We start from the raw sequence: 19190 nt of genomic DNA, 5'->3' as shown, positions 1-19190 counted from the left end.
ACATATCGTTGCCAACTGATAGAATTGCATCAAATAACAACCCTGAATGTTCCCAAAACAACATATCTCCCGCTCACTTGTGAGGAAAGTAACATGAACCTTAAGCTGCAGCTTAAAATATTGTCGTTTCTGCAGTTCTGCCTGTGGGGTAGCTGGCTGACTACACTCGGCTCCTATATGTTTGTGACGCTCAAGTTCGATGGCGCGTCAATCGGTGCCGTATACAGCTCGCTCGGTATTGCGGCTGTCTTCATGCCTACGCTGCTCGGTATCGTGGCAGATAAGTGGTTAAGTGCTAAATGGCTGTACATGCTTTGCCATCTGGTAGGTGCGGGGACGCTGTTTATGGCAGCCCAGGTGACCACGCCGGGGGCGATGTTCATGGTGATCCTGCTTAACTCGCTGGCCTACATGCCAACACTTGGGCTGATCAACACCATCTCCTACTACCGCCTGAAATCCAATGATATGGATATCGTGACCGATTTCCCGCCAATCCGTATCTGGGGCACCATCGGCTTTATCATGGCGATGTGGGGCGTGAGCTTCGCAGGCTTCGAACTGAGCCATATGCAGCTCTATATCGGTGCGGCGCTCTCCGTGCTACTGGCGCTGTTCACCCTGACTCTGCCAACCATTCCGGTTTCTAATCAGCAGAAAAACCAGAGCTGGAGCACCATGCTCGGCCTGGACGCATTCGCGCTGTTTAAAAACAAACGCATGGCGATTTTCTTTATCTTCTCCATGCTGCTGGGCGCTGAACTGCAGATCACCAACATGTTCGGCAACACCTTCCTGCACAGCTTCGATAACAACCCGCTGTTCTCTGGCAGCTTTATCGTTGAGCATGCGTCAGTAATGATGTCTATCTCGCAGATCTCTGAGACGCTGTTCATCCTGACCATCCCGTTCTTCCTGAGCCGCTACGGCATCAAGAACGTGATGCTTATCAGTATCGCCGCGTGGATGTTGCGTTTCGGTCTGTTCGCCTACGGCGACCCAAGCCCGTTCGGCACCGTGCTGCTGGTTCTGTCGATGATTGTTTACGGCTGCGCCTTCGACTTCTTCAACATCTCCGGTTCGGTGTTTGTGGAAAAAGAAGTGAAGCCTGAAATCCGCGCCAGTGCGCAGGGTATGTTCCTGATGATGACCAACGGCTTCGGCTGTATTCTGGGTGGTGTGGTGAGCGGTAAAGTGGTTGAGATGTATACCACTAACGGCATCACCAACTGGCAGCCAGTGTGGCTCATCTTCGCTGCATATTCGCTGGTGCTGTTCTTCGCGTTTATCGCGCTGTTCAAGTACAAGCACGTCCGTGAAGCGCACGGTACACAGCCGATAGCGCACTAATCTTTGTGGTGTTGTGCCCGGTGGCGGCTTCGCCTTACCGGGCCTACAAAAACCACCGTTCGTAGGCCGGGTAAGCGTTAGCGCCACCCGGCTATTTTATTTCAGAGAGTGCCCAACCCACCGACAACAAATCCGCGCTACCGCCCGGACTCAGATTGCGTTCAATCAATGCCTCATCCATTCTAAGCAACGCCTCACGATCCCAGCCGTTCACCAGTAATTCACGCGCATATCCCTGCACATAGCGCAGCCCCTCAATGCCACCGCGTGACACCAGATTGCTGTCCTGATTGACTGCCATCAGGCGTAACAGCAGGCCGTGAAGTGAATGCCCGTTCCATTGCACCAGCGCCTTACGCACCGTAGCAAAGCCGCTTTCTGCCTCACCGCGCGCGCCGGTGAAGCCATACTGCTGAAACTGACGCTCTCCCGCTGTAGCCTGTCCGCTGCGGGCGACCAGCTCCCGCGACACCATCCCACTGCAGATGTTACTTACCTCACAGCAGAGGCTTTCTGGGGAGACATTTTTCACACGTCCGGCGGCATAGCACAGTAAACCCAGGGCAAAAATTCCGCCTTTGTGCGTGTTCACTCCGTTCGTCGCGGCATACATCGCCTGTTCGCAGGCCATTCCCATCGGGCGAATAATCCGTAACTGTTCATCTGCGGGCCTATCTGCATGCGCGTTACCGAGTTCAGCAAAGCGCGAAAACCACGGCGTAATCGCCGCAATACTGCGGACAAACAGTGCGTGGTCCATATCGCGATGTGAACCGTTATTGAGTTTGTCCACCAGCCCCGGTTTGGGTGTCAGTTCCAGTTCCTGCCACAACGCCGCTTCGGCAAGCGCAGGTACGTCAGCCTGGCGCGGTTTAGTCGCGAGCAAACCAGTCATCGATCATCTTCTCCACGCGAGAAACCACCTGTTCAACGGGATGGTTACGCGAACGGGAACAGGCGTGGGCCGGTTCATCGCAAATCAGACAGCGTCTGAGATTGGTCCCCAGCGACTGGCGCCCGACATGGCCGTGCTGAGGGCAGATCACGTCCAGATCCCACAGCCTGCCGAGCGGATGTGTCTGCTCCAGATCCGCACAGTGCGCTTTGATTTCAGCCGCCGGATGCGACACACACCAAAGCGCTTCGGGCCCGGTTGGCAACCACAGCACCTGGCGGTCGAGCACCTGCCAGCGGTTTTCCCACAGCAGTTGATCGCACATCTGCAATGCCACGCCCATTGTGTTGCGATAGCGCAGGCTGTCTTTGATTTCTCCTGGCGTAACCAGCGTGAGGGAAATCACCGGTTGTTGATAGTGCGTAAGCCAGTCAACCTGACGCGCTGCGCGGCACTCTTTCGCCGCCAGCAGTTCGTCCAGGCTGACACCCGCCCGCACGGGTGTCGCTAAAGTCATATTTACTCCTTCACCTGTCGAACGGTGTCGATCACGCTGCCATCACGGTAGCGGATCACCCCGACGATCTTGTCGGTAAATTCAATCGGTTTGGGCACACCCGTCAGGGAAATCGCCCGTTCGTAGAGCGCGTTGATATCCACAACCTTCAGTCCGGCTTCCAGCAGCCGCTCGCGGATCTCCGGGCGCGCCGGGTTGACCGCAATGCCGTGATCGGTGACCAGCACGTCGATGCTTTCGCCCGGCGTGAGGCGCGTGGTAACCCGCTTCACCACCGTCGGAATGCGGCTGCGCAGTAATGGCGCAACCACAATGGTCAGGTTCGCTGCGGCGGCCACGTCGCAGTGACCGCCGGACGCGCCGCGCATCACGCCGTCGGAACCGGTGATGACGTTGACGTTAAAATCAACGTCGATCTCCAGCGCACTGAGGATCACCACATCGAGCTGGTCGCAGCTTGCCGCTTTACTGCCCGGGTTGGCGTAAACGTTGGTGGAGATCTCCACGTGGTTCGGGTTGCGCGCCAGCGATGCTGCTGCCTGCCCGTCAAAGCACTGGGTGTCCAGCAGCTTTTCGATCAGCCCTTTTTCGTGCAGATCCACCAGGCTGCCGGTGATGCCGCCGAGCGCAAAGCGTGCCTTCACGCCGCTGCGCTCCATCTTCTCTTCCATAAAGCGCGTACAGGCGGTGGCCGCCGCGCCGGAGCCGGTCTGCATTGAGAAGCCAGGTTTGAAGTAGCCGGAGTGTTCAATCACATCCGCTGCATAGCGGGCAATCATCAGCTCGCGCGGATTACTGGTGACGCGTGCCGCGCCGACGCTGATTTTCGCCGGGTCACCTACGCTCTCGACTTGCACAATGTAATCCACCTGATCCTGCACCAGACTGGCGGGCATATTGGGGAATGGCACCAGTTCTTCGGTCAGCAGTACTACCTTGCTGGCAAAGTGCGCGTCCACCATGGCGTAGCCCAGCGAGCCGCAGCTCGATTTGCCGTGTGTGCCGTTGGCATTGCCGAACTCATCGCTGCATGGCACACCAAGAAACGCCACGTCGATGTTCAGCTCGCCGTCCTGCAACAGCTTCACGCGCCCGCCATGGGAGTGAATTTGCACCGGTTCATCCATCAGGCCATGAGAGATGGCATCCGCCAGTTTGCCGCGCATCCCGGAGGTATAAATTCGGGTGATGACACCGCGTTCAATATGCTCAATCAACGCATCGTTGCAGGTCATCAGTGAGCTGGAGGCCAGGGTCAGGTTTTTGAAACCCATCTTCGCCAGCAGTGCCACAACGTTATTGATCACCCGGTCACCTTCGCGAAACGCATGGTGAAACGAAATGGTCATCCCGTCCTGCAAGCCGCTACGTAACACGGCCTCTTCAACAGAAGAACACAGCTTACGGGTATGTTTTTCTTCTGGATTGTTCAGCCACGGCGTCGCACTGTGGGCGGTATCAAAGGGTTTTAAGTCCCGCAGATGGGGAAAATTCACATGGAGCAGTTCTGTCTGATTCATTATCTCATCCTTAACGACGCACGCCGGAAGCCGCCGCGCGTTCCAGCACCACCTGCGCGTGGTTAATAATCGGTGCATCCACCATTTTGCCATTGAGCGAAACCACGCCCAGGCCGTTACGCTCACCCTCTTCAGCCGCTTCAATCACCCGCTTCGCGTGATCCACCTCTTCCTGCGTCGGGGCGTAAGCGTTATGCAGCAGGTCGATCTGGCGTGGGTTAATCAGCGATTTACCGTTAAAGCCCATCTTGCGGATCAGATCGACCTCGCGCAGGAACCCGGCTTCGTCGTTAACGTCTGACCACACCACGTCGAAGGCGTCGATGCCCGCCGCACGAGCGGCGTGCAGCACGGCGCAGCGGGCGTAGAACAGCTCGGTGCCGTCACCGCGTTCGGTCTGCATATCCATCACGTAGTCAAAGGCGGCCAGCGCGATGCCGATCAAGCGTGGAGAACTGCGGGCAATTGCCACGGCGTTAATCACACCAATGGCTGACTCTATGGCCGCCATCACACGGGTAGAACCGACCTCGCGCCCGCATTCTTGCTCAATGCGCTCCAGGTGGCCTTCCAGTTCGTAGATGTCATCCGGGGTATCGGTTTTCGGCAGACGGATCACGTCCACGCCAGCCCGCACGGCGGCTTCCAGATCCAGCAAGCCAAACGGCGTGCTCAACGGGTTAATGCGCACCACGGTTTCGATATCCTGGTACATCGGATGCTGCAACGCATGGAACACCAGCATGCGGGCGGTGTCTTTCTCGCGCAGAGCGACGGCGTCTTCAAGGTCAAACATGATGGAGTCAGGGCGGTAGATAAACGCGGTTGAGAGCATGGCGGCGTTAGCACCCGGCAGGAACAGCATGCTGCGACGGAGTTTGCTCATTTCAGCGCCCCCCAGTTGATAGCCTGTTCATCCGCAGCGCGCAGGAGTGCGCTCTGCAGGCGGGCGCGGATCACACAGTCCAGCGCCCCTTTATCTTCAATAATGATTAATCCCTGGAGCACGTTCATGGCGCGCAATGTGTCGTTGACCACCTGGCGGATCTGCTCGCCAAACTGCTTAATCACTTCACTGTGGATGACAACCTCCAGCTCGCCGTGAGCGGGAGCGATTTTCACCATCAGGTCGCTGGATTCCTGTGTTCCGGCCAGCGCCTCCCTAACAATTTTCATGATAAATTCCTGGTAATTAAGCGACTTCCGCACTCGCACGGTAATGCGTTTCGAGATGCGCGAAGGTGGAGTCCGGAACAATGTCCCGGATCCGGGAAAACTGCTGTGTCTTGAGTAAGCGGCGTACTTCTGACGCCGAAATAGCGTTACCGGTGGCCTTGATGCGCGGCATCTCCACCACCTCGATATGCGTGATCAGCAGGTCGTGCAGCGTCTGGTTGTACTGGCGGGTGATATCGCAAAACGGCTCCGAGCCGATAAAGCGATGGGTGATACCCAATGCCGGGGCGATGAAGTCGCGGAAGATCAACACGTCGATTTCGCTCCACGCCTGCTGCACTTTGCCGGTCTCTTTCAGGAAATAGGCCGGAAATGTGGCGCGGGAGATGATGTACTGCGAGCCTTCATGCACTAACACATTCGTCAGATGCGCGACACCCGCCCGCACCATCTCGATGCGTGCGCTGAAGGGGAAGAACGAGGCGTCTTCGCGCACCACGAACAGATGCAAGGCATCGCACTGCTTCGCTGCCTGCTCCACCAGATGACGATGACCAAGGGTGAACGGATTGGCGTTCATTACGATCGCGCCAATCTTCTCCCCGTTCTGACGTTGACGCCTCAGCGAACGACAGTAGCGCTCAATCCCCTGCGGGGTGTTCTCCATCAGTACGGCGTTGTTGCCGCTCTGCGCAATCGGCCAGAAGCCGCTGCGGGCAAAACGCTCCCGGTTACACGGACGGGTGCAGAGGAATAGGTGAAAATGGCCGCGCTCCAGCGCTGCATTCTGCACCTCCGCCAGTAAACGCGCGCTGAGGTTCTCGCCACGAAGCTGCTCGTTTACGGCCACACACTTGATGACGTTGGCAGCGAGCCCGGCGCAACCCACCAACTGCGTGCCGGACCAGGCTTCGACAAACAGCTCAATGTCGTTGTCCAGGCCAAGGCCGCTGTCTGCCAGCAGATAACGGATCTGGCTTAAGCGTTCCGGGTGCTTCGCCACGAGGGTGTGGCGAAAATCAATGGGTTGCGATTGCATACTGCCGCCTTACTTAGTGTGCTACCGCAAGCCCGGTGGCTGGCGCTTCCATGATCACATTGCTCAGATGACCGATATGCTCGATCTCCACCTCAATGCGATCGCCCTCTTTCATAAACAACGGCGGGTTACGCTTTTTACCCACCCCGCCAGGGGAGCCGGTGATGATCACATCGCCTGGGCTGAGGCGAGTAAAGGTGCTGATGTACTCGATCAACTCCGCAACCTTGTGGATCATGCTGCTGGTGTTGTCCTCCTGCACCATACGGCCATTCAGCCAGGTGCGGATCACCAGTTGATGCGGGTCAGGAATTTCATCGGCAGTTGCCATCCACGGACCAAATGCTCCGGTCTGACGCCAGTTTTTCCCGGCGGTGAACCAGGTGTGCTGCCAGTCGCGGGCGGAACCGTCCATGTAGCAGCTATAACCCGCCACGTGGCGAAGTGCATCGTCACGGCTGATGTTCTCCCCGCCTTTACCGATGATCACCGCCAGCTCGCCTTCGTAGTCAAATTCGCTGGAATGGCGCGGTTTCAGTACCGGCTCGTTGTGGCCGGTCTGGGAATCCGGGAAACGCACAAACAGCGTCGGGGCCGGGTTATGCTGGTCAAACTCCTTGCGCTTGTCGGCGTAGTTCATGCCCACGCAGAGGATTTTTTCTGGCTGCTCAATCACCGGTAAGAAGGTGATTGCATTCAGAGGTACATCCACGGCATCGTTCAGATAACGGGTGGCCTGTGCCAGCCCGTTGCCCTGCAACAGCGCTTTAAGGTCGCTGTAGCGGTCGCCCAGACGGCGACCTAAATCAATTACACCTTCGGCCTGCACGATGCCGTAGCTGCGTTTTCCCTGGTATAAAAAGCTTGCGAGTTTCATTGTTCTTTCCTGAAAACTTAGACGAGGAAGTTGCTCAGAATCAGCAGTGAGATAGAGACGTTAATCGCGCCGCCGATACGGGTTGCAATCTGGGCAAATGGCATCAGGCTCATACGGTTGCCTGCGGTCAGGATCGCCACATCGCCGGTACCACCCTGGCCACTCTGGCAGCAGGAGACGATGGCGACATCAATCGGGTGCATACCAATCTTTTTACCGACGAAGAAACCGGTCGCCACCAGTGCAGAAACCGTGCTGACGATGACTAACAGGTTGCTCACTGTGAACGCGGCCACCAGCTCATGCCACGGGGTGATCGCCACGCCAACGGCGAAGAGAATCGGGTAAGTTACTGAGGTCTGGAAGAATTTGTAGACCACCTGAGAACCTTCCAGAAGACGCGGAGAAGCACCGTTGCACAGCTTCACCAGTACCGCCATAAACAGCATGCCAACCGGTGCAGGCAGACCAATCAGTTTGTGACCGAGCATCCCCAGCATGTAGAGCAGTACCGCCAGCAGCGCGCCAGAAGCAATCGTGGTGACATCCGCTTTACCGGAGAAGGCAGGTTGAGAGACGGTGGTATCCGCATTGGCGCGGTTTGGCATCAGTTGGCCTTCACCGGTCAGATGTGGGTAGCGTTTACCCAGTTGGTTCAGGCAGCCGGAGATAATGATTGCCGTCAGACCACCGAGCATCACCATCGGCAACACGCGACCGAGCGCCACACCCTGGTCCATGTGCAACAGGGTGGCATAACCGATAGAGAGCGGGATCGCCCCTTCCCCTACGCCACCCGCCATAATCGGCAGAATGATAAAGAAGAAGATCTGGAATGGCTCAAGACCCAGCGCCAGACCGACGCCCATCCCCACCAGCATGCCGACGATTTCGCCGCACAGCATCGGGAAGAAGATGCGCAGGAAGCCCTGAATCAGTACCGTGCGGTTCATACTCATGATGCTGCCGACAATGATGCAGCAGATGTAGAGATAGAGAATGTTGGTAGATTTGTAGAACTTGGTCGTGGACTCGACCACCACATCCGGCAGCAGGCCGTAATAGACCAGAGCGGAAGGGATAAAGGTGGCGCAAATCGCCGCCGCTCCCAGCTTGCCGACAATCGGCAGGCGTTTGCCAAACTCGCCGCAGGCAAAGCCAAAGAAAGCCAGCGTCGCCACCATCACCACGATATCACTCGGCAGTTTCCCGCCCAGACAATCAATCGCAATCAGTGCACCAGCAAGAACGAACAGTGGCAGAGGAATAATCCCGATTTTCCAGGTATCCATAATATGCCACCAGCGCTCTTTGAGCGATGGCCGCTGAATATCAATCGGGTCGTGGGTAACAGAGAAAGAATCGTCAGTTGTGCTCATAATAAGCCCCTTGGTTATTTTGTGCGTTCAGCTTAGAGTCACAAAGGCTTACTTTATGTGAGGAATGGCATATTAAAAGCGAAGTTTTAATGGCAGCTATGGTTTTAATGGTTTCTTTTATTTAATGTGATTAACACCTTATTTATTGTCGTGGTTTTTATGGTTTCTTTTCCGAACTGAACAAACAAATAACATTTTATTGTTCGGTCTGAAGCACATAAGCCTTCAGGATAAATCTTTTACAGCCCCCGCTGTGCAAGGGATCACAAGTTTTCGGCAAAGCAGTCATCCACTCGAAAAAAGATGATATATTGGCTTTCTTTGTTGCTACCTCGCGTGATAGTTATGAAAGTATCTTTCCAGATCAAGCTGTTTATTTCGCTGGTTGCCTTTTTCTCAGTACTTTTTGCGTTACTGGGTGGATATTATTATGTCGACGTCGGCAAACAGCTTTATCAGGAAATGAGTGCGCGTGCCAAAATACAGGCAGAAGAAATTGCGATTATTCCTACATTACGCGATGAAGTTGAACAAAAAGATATCAAAAGTATTCACAACTTTATGCAGAAAATAGCTTCACACAGTGACGCCAGCTTTATTGTGATTGGGGATAATAAGGGACAGCACCTTTTTCATTCCGTTTTTGCTGACAGAGTCGGCACAACGCTGGTTGGCGGAGACAACGAAGCCGTTTTACAGGGAAAAAGTATCACCACCATCCGTAAAGGGGGGTTGGGCATTTCGCTACGCAGTAAAGCCCCTATTTTCAACGATGCCGGGCAAGTGGTTGGCATTGTCTCGGTAGGCTATCTCACCAGCTACCTTGAGACCGTTACCGTCAGTAAAGTCGTCAATATCCTGATTGCCGCCGTGCTGTTGCTGATAGCTCTCTTCATCTTCTCCTGGTTCTTTACCCGCAGCATTAAGAAGCAGATTTTCTCCCTCGAACCGCGAGAGATCGGCCTGCTGGTGCGCCAGCAAAAGGCGATGATGGAGTCTATTTATGAAGGGGTGATTGCCATTGACGATCAACGGCGCATTGAAGTGATTAACCAGGCAGCGCGAAAACTACTGGGTCTGAGCCAGCCAGCACGCGAACTGCGCGGGCAGTTGATTAGCCAGGTGATCGATCCGGTCCCGTTCTTCGACACGCAGACGATGCTGGCGAAAGATACCCATGATGAGATTTGCCGTTTTAACGATCTCACGGTGATTGCCAGCCGGGTACACATCATGCTTGAGAGTGAGTTACAGGGCTGGGTGATCACTTTCCGCGATCGCAATGAAATAGACTCGCTTAGCGCTCAACTCAGCCAGGTTAAGCGTTATGTCGATAACCTGCGCATCATGCGCCATGAGCAGTTAAACCGGATGACGACCTTGTCCGGCCTGCTGCATATGGGGCGCTATGAAGAGGCGATTGGCTACATTCAGGCGCAGTCTGAGCACGCCCAGGAGCTGCTGGACTTTATCTCTTCACGCTTCAGTTCCCCGACCCTGTGCGGCCTGCTGCTGGGGAAAGCCGCCCGTGCGCGGGAGAAAGGGGTCGAACTGAGTTTCGACCCGGCCTGTCGACTGGACAGACCGTTCCTGCCCCTTGGGGAGCAAGAGCTGATTTCAATTATTGGGAACCTGCTGGATAACGCCATTGAAGCGACACAACGTTCACCGCAGCCCCATGCACCGGTGGAAGTGCTGATAAAACTCAGCGAACAGGAACTGATTATAGAAGTGGCCGACCAGGGCGTTGGCATTAAACCGGAGATCCGTGACAGGATATTTGAACGCGGTATCACCACCAAAACACGCGGCGATCATGGGATTGGCCTGTATCTGATCGAAAGCTATGTCACGCAGGCTGGGGGCGCAATAGAAGTTGCCGATAATACTCCGCGCGGCGCCATTTTCTCATTGTTTATCCCTGCCACGGGAATCGCCCGGCAACTGGAAGACACCGACTATGCAACATGAACTTATCGACGTACTGATTGTTGAAGACGAGAACGAACTGGCGCAACTGCACGCGGAACTGATAAGTAAACATCCGCGTCTGAGACTGGTAGGTATCGCCTCGTCGCTGGCGGCGGCTCAGATTGAGCTTGAAAGCAAACAGCCACAACTCATGCTGCTGGATAACTACCTGCCTGATGGCAAAGGTATCTCGCTTATCAATAACCCCATGCTCGCCCGCGCCAACTGCTCGGTGATTTTCATTACCGCCGCCAGCGATATGGACACCTGCAGCCAGGCTATTCGTAATGGCGCTTTCGACTATATCCTCAAACCCGTCTCCTGGAAGCGGCTCAGTCAGTCACTGGAGCGGTTTGTCCAATTCGCCGAGCAACAGCGCGTCTGGAAGATTGTCGACCAGCAAAACGTGGATTCGCTGTATCAGTTACAGGCGAAAAACTACCGCCAGGACAACGGCAGCAAAGGCATTGAGGAAAATACGCTGGCGCGGGTGCAGGCGCTGTTTAACGAGCAGGCCACACACTGTTTTTCAGTCGATGAGGTGGTTCAGGAAACCGGGTTAAGTAAAACCACTACCCGGCGCTATCTGGAGCACTGCGTGGAGGCGGGGTTTCTGACGGTGGAGATGCTGTACGGTAAGATTGGGCATCCGAGGAGGATGTACAGGCGTAATGCGGTTTGATGGAATGTTCCCTCTCCTTGTGGGAGAGGGTTAGGGTGAGGGCAACAGCCCGCACTATCTCAACACATACCCATACAACCGCTTGATCCCGTCGGCATCCTTCTCGCTGTACACACCCTGTAGTTCCGGTGAGAATCCCGGCAGCATGTTGATGCCCTCCTCCAGTGCCAGGAAGTAACGCTGTACCGCCCCGCCCCAGATTTCACCCGGTACCACGCACAGTACGCCTGGCGGATAGGGCAGCGCCCCCTCGGCAGCAATTCGTCCCTCCGCATCTCGTATGCGCACCAGCTCTACGTTGCCGCGAATATACGCCTGGTTGGCATCCTGCGGATTCATCACCACATCAGGCAGGCTCTCTTTACGGAACATTGCCTTCTGCAGATCTTTCACATCAAAACTGACGTAGAGATCGTGCATCTCCTGACATAACTGGCGAAGGGTATAATCCCGGTAACGCACCGGGTACTTCTGGTAGATGGTCGGCAGAACATCGGCAAGTGGCGTATCGTCTTCAATATGCTGCTCAAACTGGCCCAGCATCGCGACCAGTTGCGCCAGCTTCTCACTGCTCTCGGCTGGCGTCAGCAGGAACAGGATCGAGTTGAGATCGCATTTCTCCGGCACGATGCCGTTTTCCCGCAAGTAATGCGCCAGAATGGTCGCCGGAATACCGAACCCGGTGTACTCCCCCGTTTCTGCATCAATTCCCGGCGTGGTCAGCAGCAACTTGCAAGGGTCGACAAAATACTGCTCGCTGGCATACCCCTCAAACCCGTGCCATTTGGCGCCCGGCTCAAAGCTGAAGAAGCGGCGTTCGCTGGCAATGGCGTGTGTGGGATGATCCTGCCACGGCCGACCCGCCACCACCGGCGGTATAAACGGTTTGATCATATGGCAGTTGGCAATGATCGCCTTGCGCGCCTCAATGCCCAGTTCAACACACTCGGCCCAGAGCCTGCGTCCGCTTTCGCCTTCGTGGATCTTGGCATTCACATCCAGCGCTGCGAACAGCGGATAAAACGGGCTGGTGGAGGCATGCAGCATAAACGCATTGTTCAGCCTCTTGTGCGGACAGAAACGTGCCTGACCGCGAATATGGTTATCCTTTTTATGGATCTGAGAGGTTTGCGAGAACCCGGCTTGCTGTTTATGCACCGACTGGGTCACGAAAATACCCGGATCGTTCTCGTTCAGCTCCAGTAACAGCGGGGATGTTTCCGCCATCATCGGAATAAATTGCTCGTAACCCACCCAGGCCGAGTCAAAAAGGATGTAGTCACACAGATGACCGATCTTGTCGATCACCTGGCGGGCGTTGTAGATCGTGCCATCGTAGGTGCCAAGCTGAATGATCGCCAGGCGGAACGGACGCGCCTCGTCGGCTTTCTCCGGAGCCGTCTCGCGGATCAGGTTCCGCAAATAAGCGTCATCAAAGCAGTGCTCATCAATCCCGCCAATAAAACCAAACGGGTTACGCGCTGCTTCGAGATAGACAGGCGTGGCACCTGCCTGGATCAATGCCCCATGATGGTTGGACTTATGATTGTTGCGATCAAAAAGCACCAGGTCGCCGCGGGTCAGCAGCGCATTAGTCACCACCTTGTTGGCAGCCGACGTACCGTTTAGCACAAAGTAGGTTTTATCCGCGTTAAACACCTTAGCCGCGAACTTTTGCGCATGCTTGGCGGAACCTTCATGGATCAGCAGATCGCCCAGTTTCACATCAGCATTGCACATATCGGCGCGGAACACGTTCTCCCCGAAGAAATCATAGAACTGCCGCCCTGCTGGGTGTTTTTTGAAAAATGCTCCGTGCTGGTGTCCCGGACAGGCAAAGGTGCTGTTGCCCATCTCCACATACTGGCTCAGGGTGTCGAAAAAGGGTGGCAACAGATTCTCTTCATAACGGCTGGCAGCAGTTTCCAGTTCCAGAAACTCCTGAGCTTTTCCCGAGATTACTGCGGCAGCGCCATCCAGCACTTCCATTGGCTCTTGCGAGAAAATGAACACCGGTAACTGAAAGCCCGTACGTTTCAACAACGCAAGAATACCGCTGCGACTGTCAGCCGTCGAAACAACGACTGCCGCCACATCGGTGAAATCAGTATTGTCCAACGTCACCTTTTCACGGTGCGTAGACACAGAAGAGACCAGCTCGCGGCTGACGGCGATTTTCATGGTTTTCATAAGCGCAGTTACCCTCACCGAGTGGTGAGACAGGAAGGAGAAAATTCGCGCAATAATGTCACCTTTTATTTTCAGGTGCAAGAAGGAATCATTATGCATTAAACCACCCAAAGCCAAGCGTAATGCAGCGCTAACATGTCATAATCATGCAATACCAATGATTAAGTAACAGGAGTTAAGCGTGGTTATCGGGCCATTTATCAACGCCGGAGCCGTATTGCTGGGCGGTGTTCTCGGCGCAGTGCTGAGTCAGCGGTTGCCGGAGCGTATTCGCTCATCTATGCCCTCAATATTCGGACTGGCATCGTTAGGGATTGGCATTTTGCTGGTGATCAAGTGCGCCAACCTGCCGGTGATGGTGCTGGCGACTCTGCTCGGCGCGCTAATTGGCGAATTCTGCTATCTGGAAAAAGGCATTAACAGTGCGGTGAGTAGAGCCAAAAGCCTGATTTCCCGACCAGGCGGCAAGGCGAAACACGGTTCGCATGAGTCGTTTATTCAGAACTATGTAGCAATCATTATTCTGTTTTGCGCCAGCGGTACGGGGATTTTTGGTTCGATGCAGGAAGGGATGACCGGCGATCCGAGCATATTGATTGCAAAAGCGTTTCTCGATTTCTTCACCGCCACCATTTTCGCCACTACACTTGGCGTCGCCGTTACGGTGATTTGCGTCCCGATGCTAGTAATCCAACTGGCGCTCGCTACCTGCGCCACATTGATTCTCCCGCTGACAACGCCGGCGATGATGGCCGATTTCACCGCCGTTGGCGGACTGCTCCTGCTGGCAACCGGGCTGCGCATCTGCGGAATTAAGATGTTTGCCGTGGTGAATATGCTGCCCGCACTATTGATCGCCATGCCGCTCTCTGCGCTCTGGACACACCTTTTCGCTTAAGTTTGCGGCTAAATGGTGAGAGATTGCGCAGTCTGTAACGAAAACAACAAATTTCGTTGACGACTGAGGGCAGATCGGGTTTAATGCGCCCCGTTGCCCGGATAGCTCAGTCGGTAGAGCAGGGGATTGAAAATCCCCGTGTCCTTGGTTCGATTCCGAGTCCGGGCACCAAATTCATATCAACGGACCTCCACGGAGGTCCGTTTTTGCATTCTAAGCCCGCCAAAATCAACACTTCAACAATCCCTTAACTCCACCCGACTCAATCAACCTCAACCCGCATCAAGTCCCTTGCGAGGGTACAACTGAGGGTATAGTCTGATTCGATAAAATTCTGTACCCTCAAATCAACCAGGAACCCAGCTATGGCACTGACTGACGCCAAAATTCGGGCAGCTAAACCGGATGAGAAACCGTATAAACTAGCCGACAGCGGCAACCTGCATTTGCTGGTCCATCCGAACGGCTCAAAGTACTGGCGGCTTCGCTATCGCCATCTTGGTAAAGAAAAAACACTGGCCCTCGGTCAGTATCCTGTAGTCTCTTTATCTGAAGCACGCGAGAAACGTGATGAAGCCAGAAGAATCATTTCTGATGGTATTGACCCCTGCGAACAGAAACGAGCAAAGAAAGCCGTACCAGATGTCGAAAATACATTTGAGCACATTGCCCGTCAGTGGCATAAGAGCAACAAAAAATGGTCTGCCTCACATAGTGAGAAGATACTGAAAAGTCTCGAGAGCCATGTTTTTCCCTTTATCGGCTCACGCGATATTACCACTCTCAGGACTCCAGATTTACTTATCCCCGTTAAAGCAGCCGAAGCTAAAGAGATTTATGAGATTGCAGCCCGCCTTCAGCAGCGTATCACTGCAATCATGCGCTATGCTGCCCAGTCAGGCATTATCAGCTATAACCCTGCCGTGGATATGGCTGGCGCTTTAACGACGGTGAAACGCCAGCATCGCCCTGCCCTCGCCTTAAATCGCATTTCAGAGCTACTTGAACGACTGGATACCTACAGAGGACAACCTCTCACCCGACTGGCAACTAAACTTACCCTGCTTATCTTCATCCGCTCCAGTGAACTTCGCTTTGCCAGATGGTCTGAGATCGACTTCAAGAAAGCCATGTGGACCATTCCTCCAGAGCGGAAACCTATTGAAGGGGTGAAGTATTCCCATCGTGGCTCAAAAATGCGGACAGAGCATCTGGTGCCACTCTCGACTCAGGCGCTGGAGATTCTGAAAGAGATCCACGCCATCAGCGGGGAATATGAGCTGATTTTCACTGGCGATCACAATCCGTGGAAACCCATGAGTGAAAATACGGTGAATAACGCATTACGCCTGATGGGGTACGATACAAAGGTCGATGTCTGTGGTCACGGCTTCCGGGCAATGGCCTGTAGTTCGTTGATTGAGTCAGGGTTATGGTCGAGAGATGCTGTTGAACGCCAGATGAGCCATCAGGAACGTAATGGCGTACGTGCAGCTTACATTCATAAAGCGGAGTTTCTGGATGAACGCAGGCTCATGCTGCAGTGGTGGGGGGATTTTCTGGATGCAAACCATGAAAAGCCGGTCTCACCTTTCGATTACGCCAGACAATAATTATAATCTTTTCTCCCGGCAGAAATGCCGGGAGAATGTTTCCTTATTTTATTTTTTTCCCTGTATACCTTTCTTCACAGAGGTATTGGAGGCTCACTAACACCTGACCCTGTCCTGAAATATTTTACGCAGGGACAATGGATTACCTATACTACCCAAGTTAAAGCCTGTCACAGCAATTAATGATAATATAAGACACAAAATAACGGGATGTCGCTATGAGCTTTTTAACGGATGAAGAAATTAATGGACTGACAATAAAACGAATGATTTTCCATGTCGTTGGCGGAGAGCTGGAGATCCCCGTGCTGCTCAGTGAAATATCACCGCCTGAACACGTCGATTTTTTTCTCGAGCGGATTAAATCTGCATTAAGCGGTAACATGTTCCGGTTTACGGAATTGTCCAATACAGAGCGTATTCTGCGCCTCATCAGGAACCATGCCGATACCGACACCAGTAGTTTCACCGAACAGTCCACTTTTCTTGCAAACGATTTTCAGTCTCACCATCACACCAAGAATGCCAGTATGGGGGTATTCTTTCTTTTTGAGCTTCACACCCTCAACGATGAAAAACTGTTTGCTCTCATTAAATATGATAATGAAGATGTGGTGCGTTACGTGCTGGATGAAGAAGGAAACGAGTTTCAGGTCCCCAGACTCGAACGTTTCCGCGAAAGCTTCGTCAAGAAAGCGGAAGCCATGCAGAAAATTGCTCTGGTCCGCCTGACGGCAGATGCTCAGGGTGGACAGGTTGTCGTACGGGATCGCAGCAAACGAACCAATATCTCCGTTTATTTTGAGCGTTTTTTGCAGGTACAACGAGTCAACAGTACAACCGACCTCAGCAACAAACTGGTTGCCGCGCTTAAGGATGTCTTCAAAAAGCACCGCGACATGCTGCCAGACGACATCAGACGCAGCGGTGTTAACAAGATTTATGAAACGTTACATCACGGGGCACAGGATTTTAATACCGATGAGCCGCTTTCCCTGCTGAACCAGATTTTTGGACCGATGGAAGAAGATCATCCACTGGTCAAATCCTTCACCCGAAAAATAAAAGACCTGGGCATTTCAGGTGAATCTTTCCGGATCGTCCCTGAGAACATCCCTAAGCCACGGAAAAGAAAGCTGGAAACACTGGAAGATGTTATCGTTATCTACGATGAGGATAATGCCCCGGATATCGAAACGATGGAAGACGGGCGAAAACGTATAGTGATTGTGACTGCTGGGCTGGTGACAGATGACATCGATACTGGAAAAAATCGGTAAGGCAATTGACTGCTCACGCCGCGCATCTGATCTGGTGATCACGGAAGATCAGCAAACAACCACCCGGAAACTGTTCATTTCCGGAACCATGGATAATGACATCCTTCAGTTATGGGGAGAAGTGATCGATACTGATGCTGAAAACCTTCGGATCACCTTTGTTGATGAAAGTCGGGATGATATCCACCCCGCACAGGGTGTCCCCGGTCAGAAGCACTTTATCACCATAATCAGCGATGAGATCCCCGGGATCCTGCGACTCTTCACCCTTGAAGGGTGGCGCACGTTTTTACTCCAGGATCCCAGGCTTCGTCAGTATCACCGTATCTACGCCCTGTTTGTCAATGAATCGTTTGAAACACAACAGTGGAAGGTTGTGCCATGGAAACAGATGCAGCCGGAGGCAAGTGAAATCAACGTCCCCGTACGGACAGTCTCCCTCACAAAAAGTATTATCAGGTGTTTTTCAACCGATTTTCTTCCTCCGGATACCATTGCCCCCTGGCTCCTGATATCCGGTGATAAAATGACCGACGAACCAATGAAGCTCTGGGCGTCGCTCGCCTGCCGGGAGTTGTTGAAGTGTTTCGTCAATGAGCTTTTTTCCGCCGAAATAAAAAAAGTCGGATTGTCCGGAAAACCACCACGGAAAATCCCTTTCGGGGAAGAACATGCAGCTCTGCCCGCCTTTGATGTCATTCAGGAAACGGCAAAATGGATTTTTCTGGAAGGGGACGAAATTGAGCTTAAACATACCTTTCTGTCCAGCGAACTGGCCAGAGAATGGCCGGAGGGTATCACGTTCTGTGAAGGCATTGTGTACCGGCTCCCCCCTGCGCTAGAGTCAGCCAGGCTGCTCTACAAGGCCCATATCCGGACGGGGGGAAAAGACACCCTGAAATCGCTGGCCGATTTGCGAAAAAGCCTAGCGGAGGAGACCCAGAAAATTCTACAGCAGTCGCGGGATCTGGCCTCCGCGTTGTGGAAAGATATGGCCCTGGTTATCAGCACGCTGGTTCTTCGTTACAGTCTGGAGTCTCTGAAGGCAAGTGGTCCGCAAAAAGTGTATGCCCTGGCATTTTGTGCACTGGCCCTATATATCGCCATCTCATACGGGATGTCGGTCTATATCAACAGACATTCCCTTTCACTGTTGGGAAAAAACAGAACCACTTGGAGAAATAAGTTATATGGTTTTCTGGATGAACAGGATTATCAGGAGCTGGCGGGCCTTCCCGTTAATGCCGCAATGCAGTCATATTGCCGGGTTGAGCGAATAACGTCGGTCATCGTACTCATTCTGGTCACGCTATTACTCACAGCAGCAGCAAGTGAATTCTGGTCGATCAGTACGCTCTTGCAGTCTGGCTACACCTGGGTTATGAGTGCGCTACAGTTTCTGACTCCCCCGTGAGCCCTGTTCGGACCGAACGGGGTTCTTGTGCATCCTACCGGGCTGAAATGAAGCAATCAGAGATCATATTCGGCCCTGATAACGGACAACACTCACGATAGTCAGTCCTCATGTGGCTAAACAGAAGTCCATTTTGACCGGGACCTAATACCGTCACCTCAGCAAACAGGAATGCCTGTATGGAAAATATAATTCAGGACACAGAAACCTGATCTATAGATTAGGCCAGCCCAATAATCTGAGGTAGGATAGCAATTTCATAAAACTCTATACCCATGATAAATATATATTTTTAGTTAACCTCCCGATACAACTGTAATAATAATCAACAAAAAATAAATATCCCTTTACCTGTTATTTAACAAGCCACGATTTTAGTCATGTTTTTG

At 53.4% G+C, this 19190-nt stretch carries 16 protein-coding genes and 1 tRNA gene; 8 read left to right on the top strand and 9 right to left on the bottom strand.

Annotated elements, in window-relative coordinates; genetic code table 11:
• Positions 1–93 precede the first annotated feature (93 nt).
• A complete protein-coding gene (locus V6E55_RS07675) occupies positions 94–1350 on the top strand; it encodes a nucleoside permease (protein WP_237995096.1) in 1257 nt (418 codons plus the stop codon).
• Between the two features lie 91 nt (positions 1351–1441).
• Here the strand turns inward: V6E55_RS07675 and citG are convergent, their stop codons facing one another.
• Genes citG through V6E55_RS07635 form a run of 8 tightly spaced genes read right to left on the bottom strand, consistent with a single transcriptional unit; the run spans position 1442 to position 8753 of the window.
• A complete protein-coding gene (gene citG / locus V6E55_RS07670) occupies positions 1442–2245 on the bottom strand; it encodes a triphosphoribosyl-dephospho-CoA synthase CitG (protein ID WP_316942532.1) in 804 nt (267 codons plus the stop codon).
• The gene (citX, locus tag V6E55_RS07665; RefSeq protein WP_236921132.1) at positions 2223–2762 is read right to left on the bottom strand and encodes a citrate lyase holo-[acyl-carrier protein] synthase; all 540 of its coding nucleotides are present in this window, start codon (positions 2760–2762) and stop codon (positions 2223–2225) included. The genes citG and citX overlap by 23 nt, the downstream gene beginning before the upstream one ends.
• A gap of 2 nt (positions 2763–2764) precedes the next feature.
• Complete coding sequence (citF, locus tag V6E55_RS07660; protein ID WP_316942530.1) at positions 2765–4282, bottom strand: citrate lyase subunit alpha; 1518 nt, start codon at positions 4280–4282, stop codon at positions 2765–2767.
• Between the two features lie 10 nt (positions 4283–4292).
• Positions 4293–5168, bottom strand: a complete 876-nt coding sequence (gene citE / locus V6E55_RS07655) for a citrate (pro-3S)-lyase subunit beta (RefSeq protein WP_023306921.1) — start codon at positions 5166–5168, stop codon at positions 4293–4295.
• A complete protein-coding gene (gene citD / locus V6E55_RS07650; protein WP_316942528.1) occupies positions 5165–5458 on the bottom strand; it encodes a citrate lyase acyl carrier protein in 294 nt (97 codons plus the stop codon). The genes citE and citD overlap by 4 nt, the downstream gene beginning before the upstream one ends.
• Positions 5459–5474: 16 nt before the next feature.
• Positions 5475–6497, bottom strand: coding sequence for a [citrate (pro-3S)-lyase] ligase (citC, locus tag V6E55_RS07645; protein WP_316942527.1), 1023 nt, complete (start codon positions 6495–6497; stop codon positions 5475–5477).
• Positions 6498–6510: 13 nt separating this feature from the next.
• A complete protein-coding gene (locus V6E55_RS07640) occupies positions 6511–7374 on the bottom strand; it encodes a fumarylacetoacetate hydrolase family protein (protein WP_316942526.1) in 864 nt (287 codons plus the stop codon).
• A 17-nt stretch (positions 7375–7391) separates the two neighbouring features.
• A complete protein-coding gene (locus V6E55_RS07635) occupies positions 7392–8753 on the bottom strand; it encodes a 2-hydroxycarboxylate transporter family protein (RefSeq protein ID WP_316942525.1) in 1362 nt (453 codons plus the stop codon).
• Positions 8754–9098: 345 nt separating this feature from the next.
• On the opposite strand from V6E55_RS07635, the gene V6E55_RS07630 reads away from it, so the two are divergent.
• Positions 9099–10724 carry a sensor histidine kinase gene (locus tag V6E55_RS07630; protein WP_316942524.1) on the top strand — a complete coding sequence of 542 codons (1626 nt, stop codon included), beginning with the start codon at positions 9099–9101 and terminating at the stop codon, positions 10722–10724.
• Entirely contained in the window at positions 10714–11406 is a 693-nt protein-coding gene (locus tag V6E55_RS07625) for a response regulator (protein ID WP_316942523.1), read from the top strand. The genes V6E55_RS07630 and V6E55_RS07625 overlap by 11 nt, the downstream gene beginning before the upstream one ends.
• A 54-nt stretch (positions 11407–11460) precedes the next feature.
• Here the strand turns inward: V6E55_RS07625 and V6E55_RS07620 are convergent, their stop codons facing one another.
• The gene (locus tag V6E55_RS07620; RefSeq protein WP_316942522.1) at positions 11461–13596 is read right to left on the bottom strand and encodes an ornithine decarboxylase; all 2136 of its coding nucleotides are present in this window, start codon (positions 13594–13596) and stop codon (positions 11461–11463) included.
• Positions 13597–13777: 181 nt separating this feature from the next.
• Here V6E55_RS07620 and V6E55_RS07615 point away from each other — a divergent pair, with 181 nt between their 5' ends.
• The 5 genes from V6E55_RS07615 to V6E55_RS07595 all read left to right on the top strand — a co-directional run bounded on the left by V6E55_RS07615 (position 13778) and on the right by V6E55_RS07595 (position 18801).
• Positions 13778–14494 (top strand): DUF554 domain-containing protein, encoded by a 717-nt coding sequence (locus V6E55_RS07615; protein ID WP_316942521.1) that lies wholly within the window; start codon positions 13778–13780, stop codon positions 14492–14494.
• 95 nt (positions 14495–14589) lie between these two features.
• Positions 14590–14665, top strand: a tRNA-Phe gene (locus V6E55_RS07610).
• A 194-nt stretch (positions 14666–14859) separates the two neighbouring features.
• Positions 14860–16107, top strand: a complete 1248-nt coding sequence (locus V6E55_RS07605; protein WP_125125482.1) for a tyrosine-type recombinase/integrase — start codon at positions 14860–14862, stop codon at positions 16105–16107.
• 218 nt (positions 16108–16325) lie between these two features.
• Positions 16326–17387, top strand: coding sequence for a nucleoid-associated protein (locus tag V6E55_RS07600; RefSeq protein ID WP_125125483.1), 1062 nt, complete (start codon positions 16326–16328; stop codon positions 17385–17387).
• Positions 17359–18801, top strand: coding sequence for a hypothetical protein (locus tag V6E55_RS07595; RefSeq protein WP_125125484.1), 1443 nt, complete (start codon positions 17359–17361; stop codon positions 18799–18801). Before V6E55_RS07600 ends, V6E55_RS07595 begins: the two co-directional genes overlap by 29 nt.
• Positions 18802–19190: the final 389 nt, after the last annotated feature.

Source organism: Enterobacter sp. 342 (assembly GCF_036663495.1).
Classification (GTDB): domain Bacteria; phylum Pseudomonadota; class Gammaproteobacteria; order Enterobacterales; family Enterobacteriaceae; genus Enterobacter.
The sequence above is the reverse complement of the archived record's forward strand: the minus strand, read 5'-3'. Positions and strand labels throughout refer to the sequence as shown.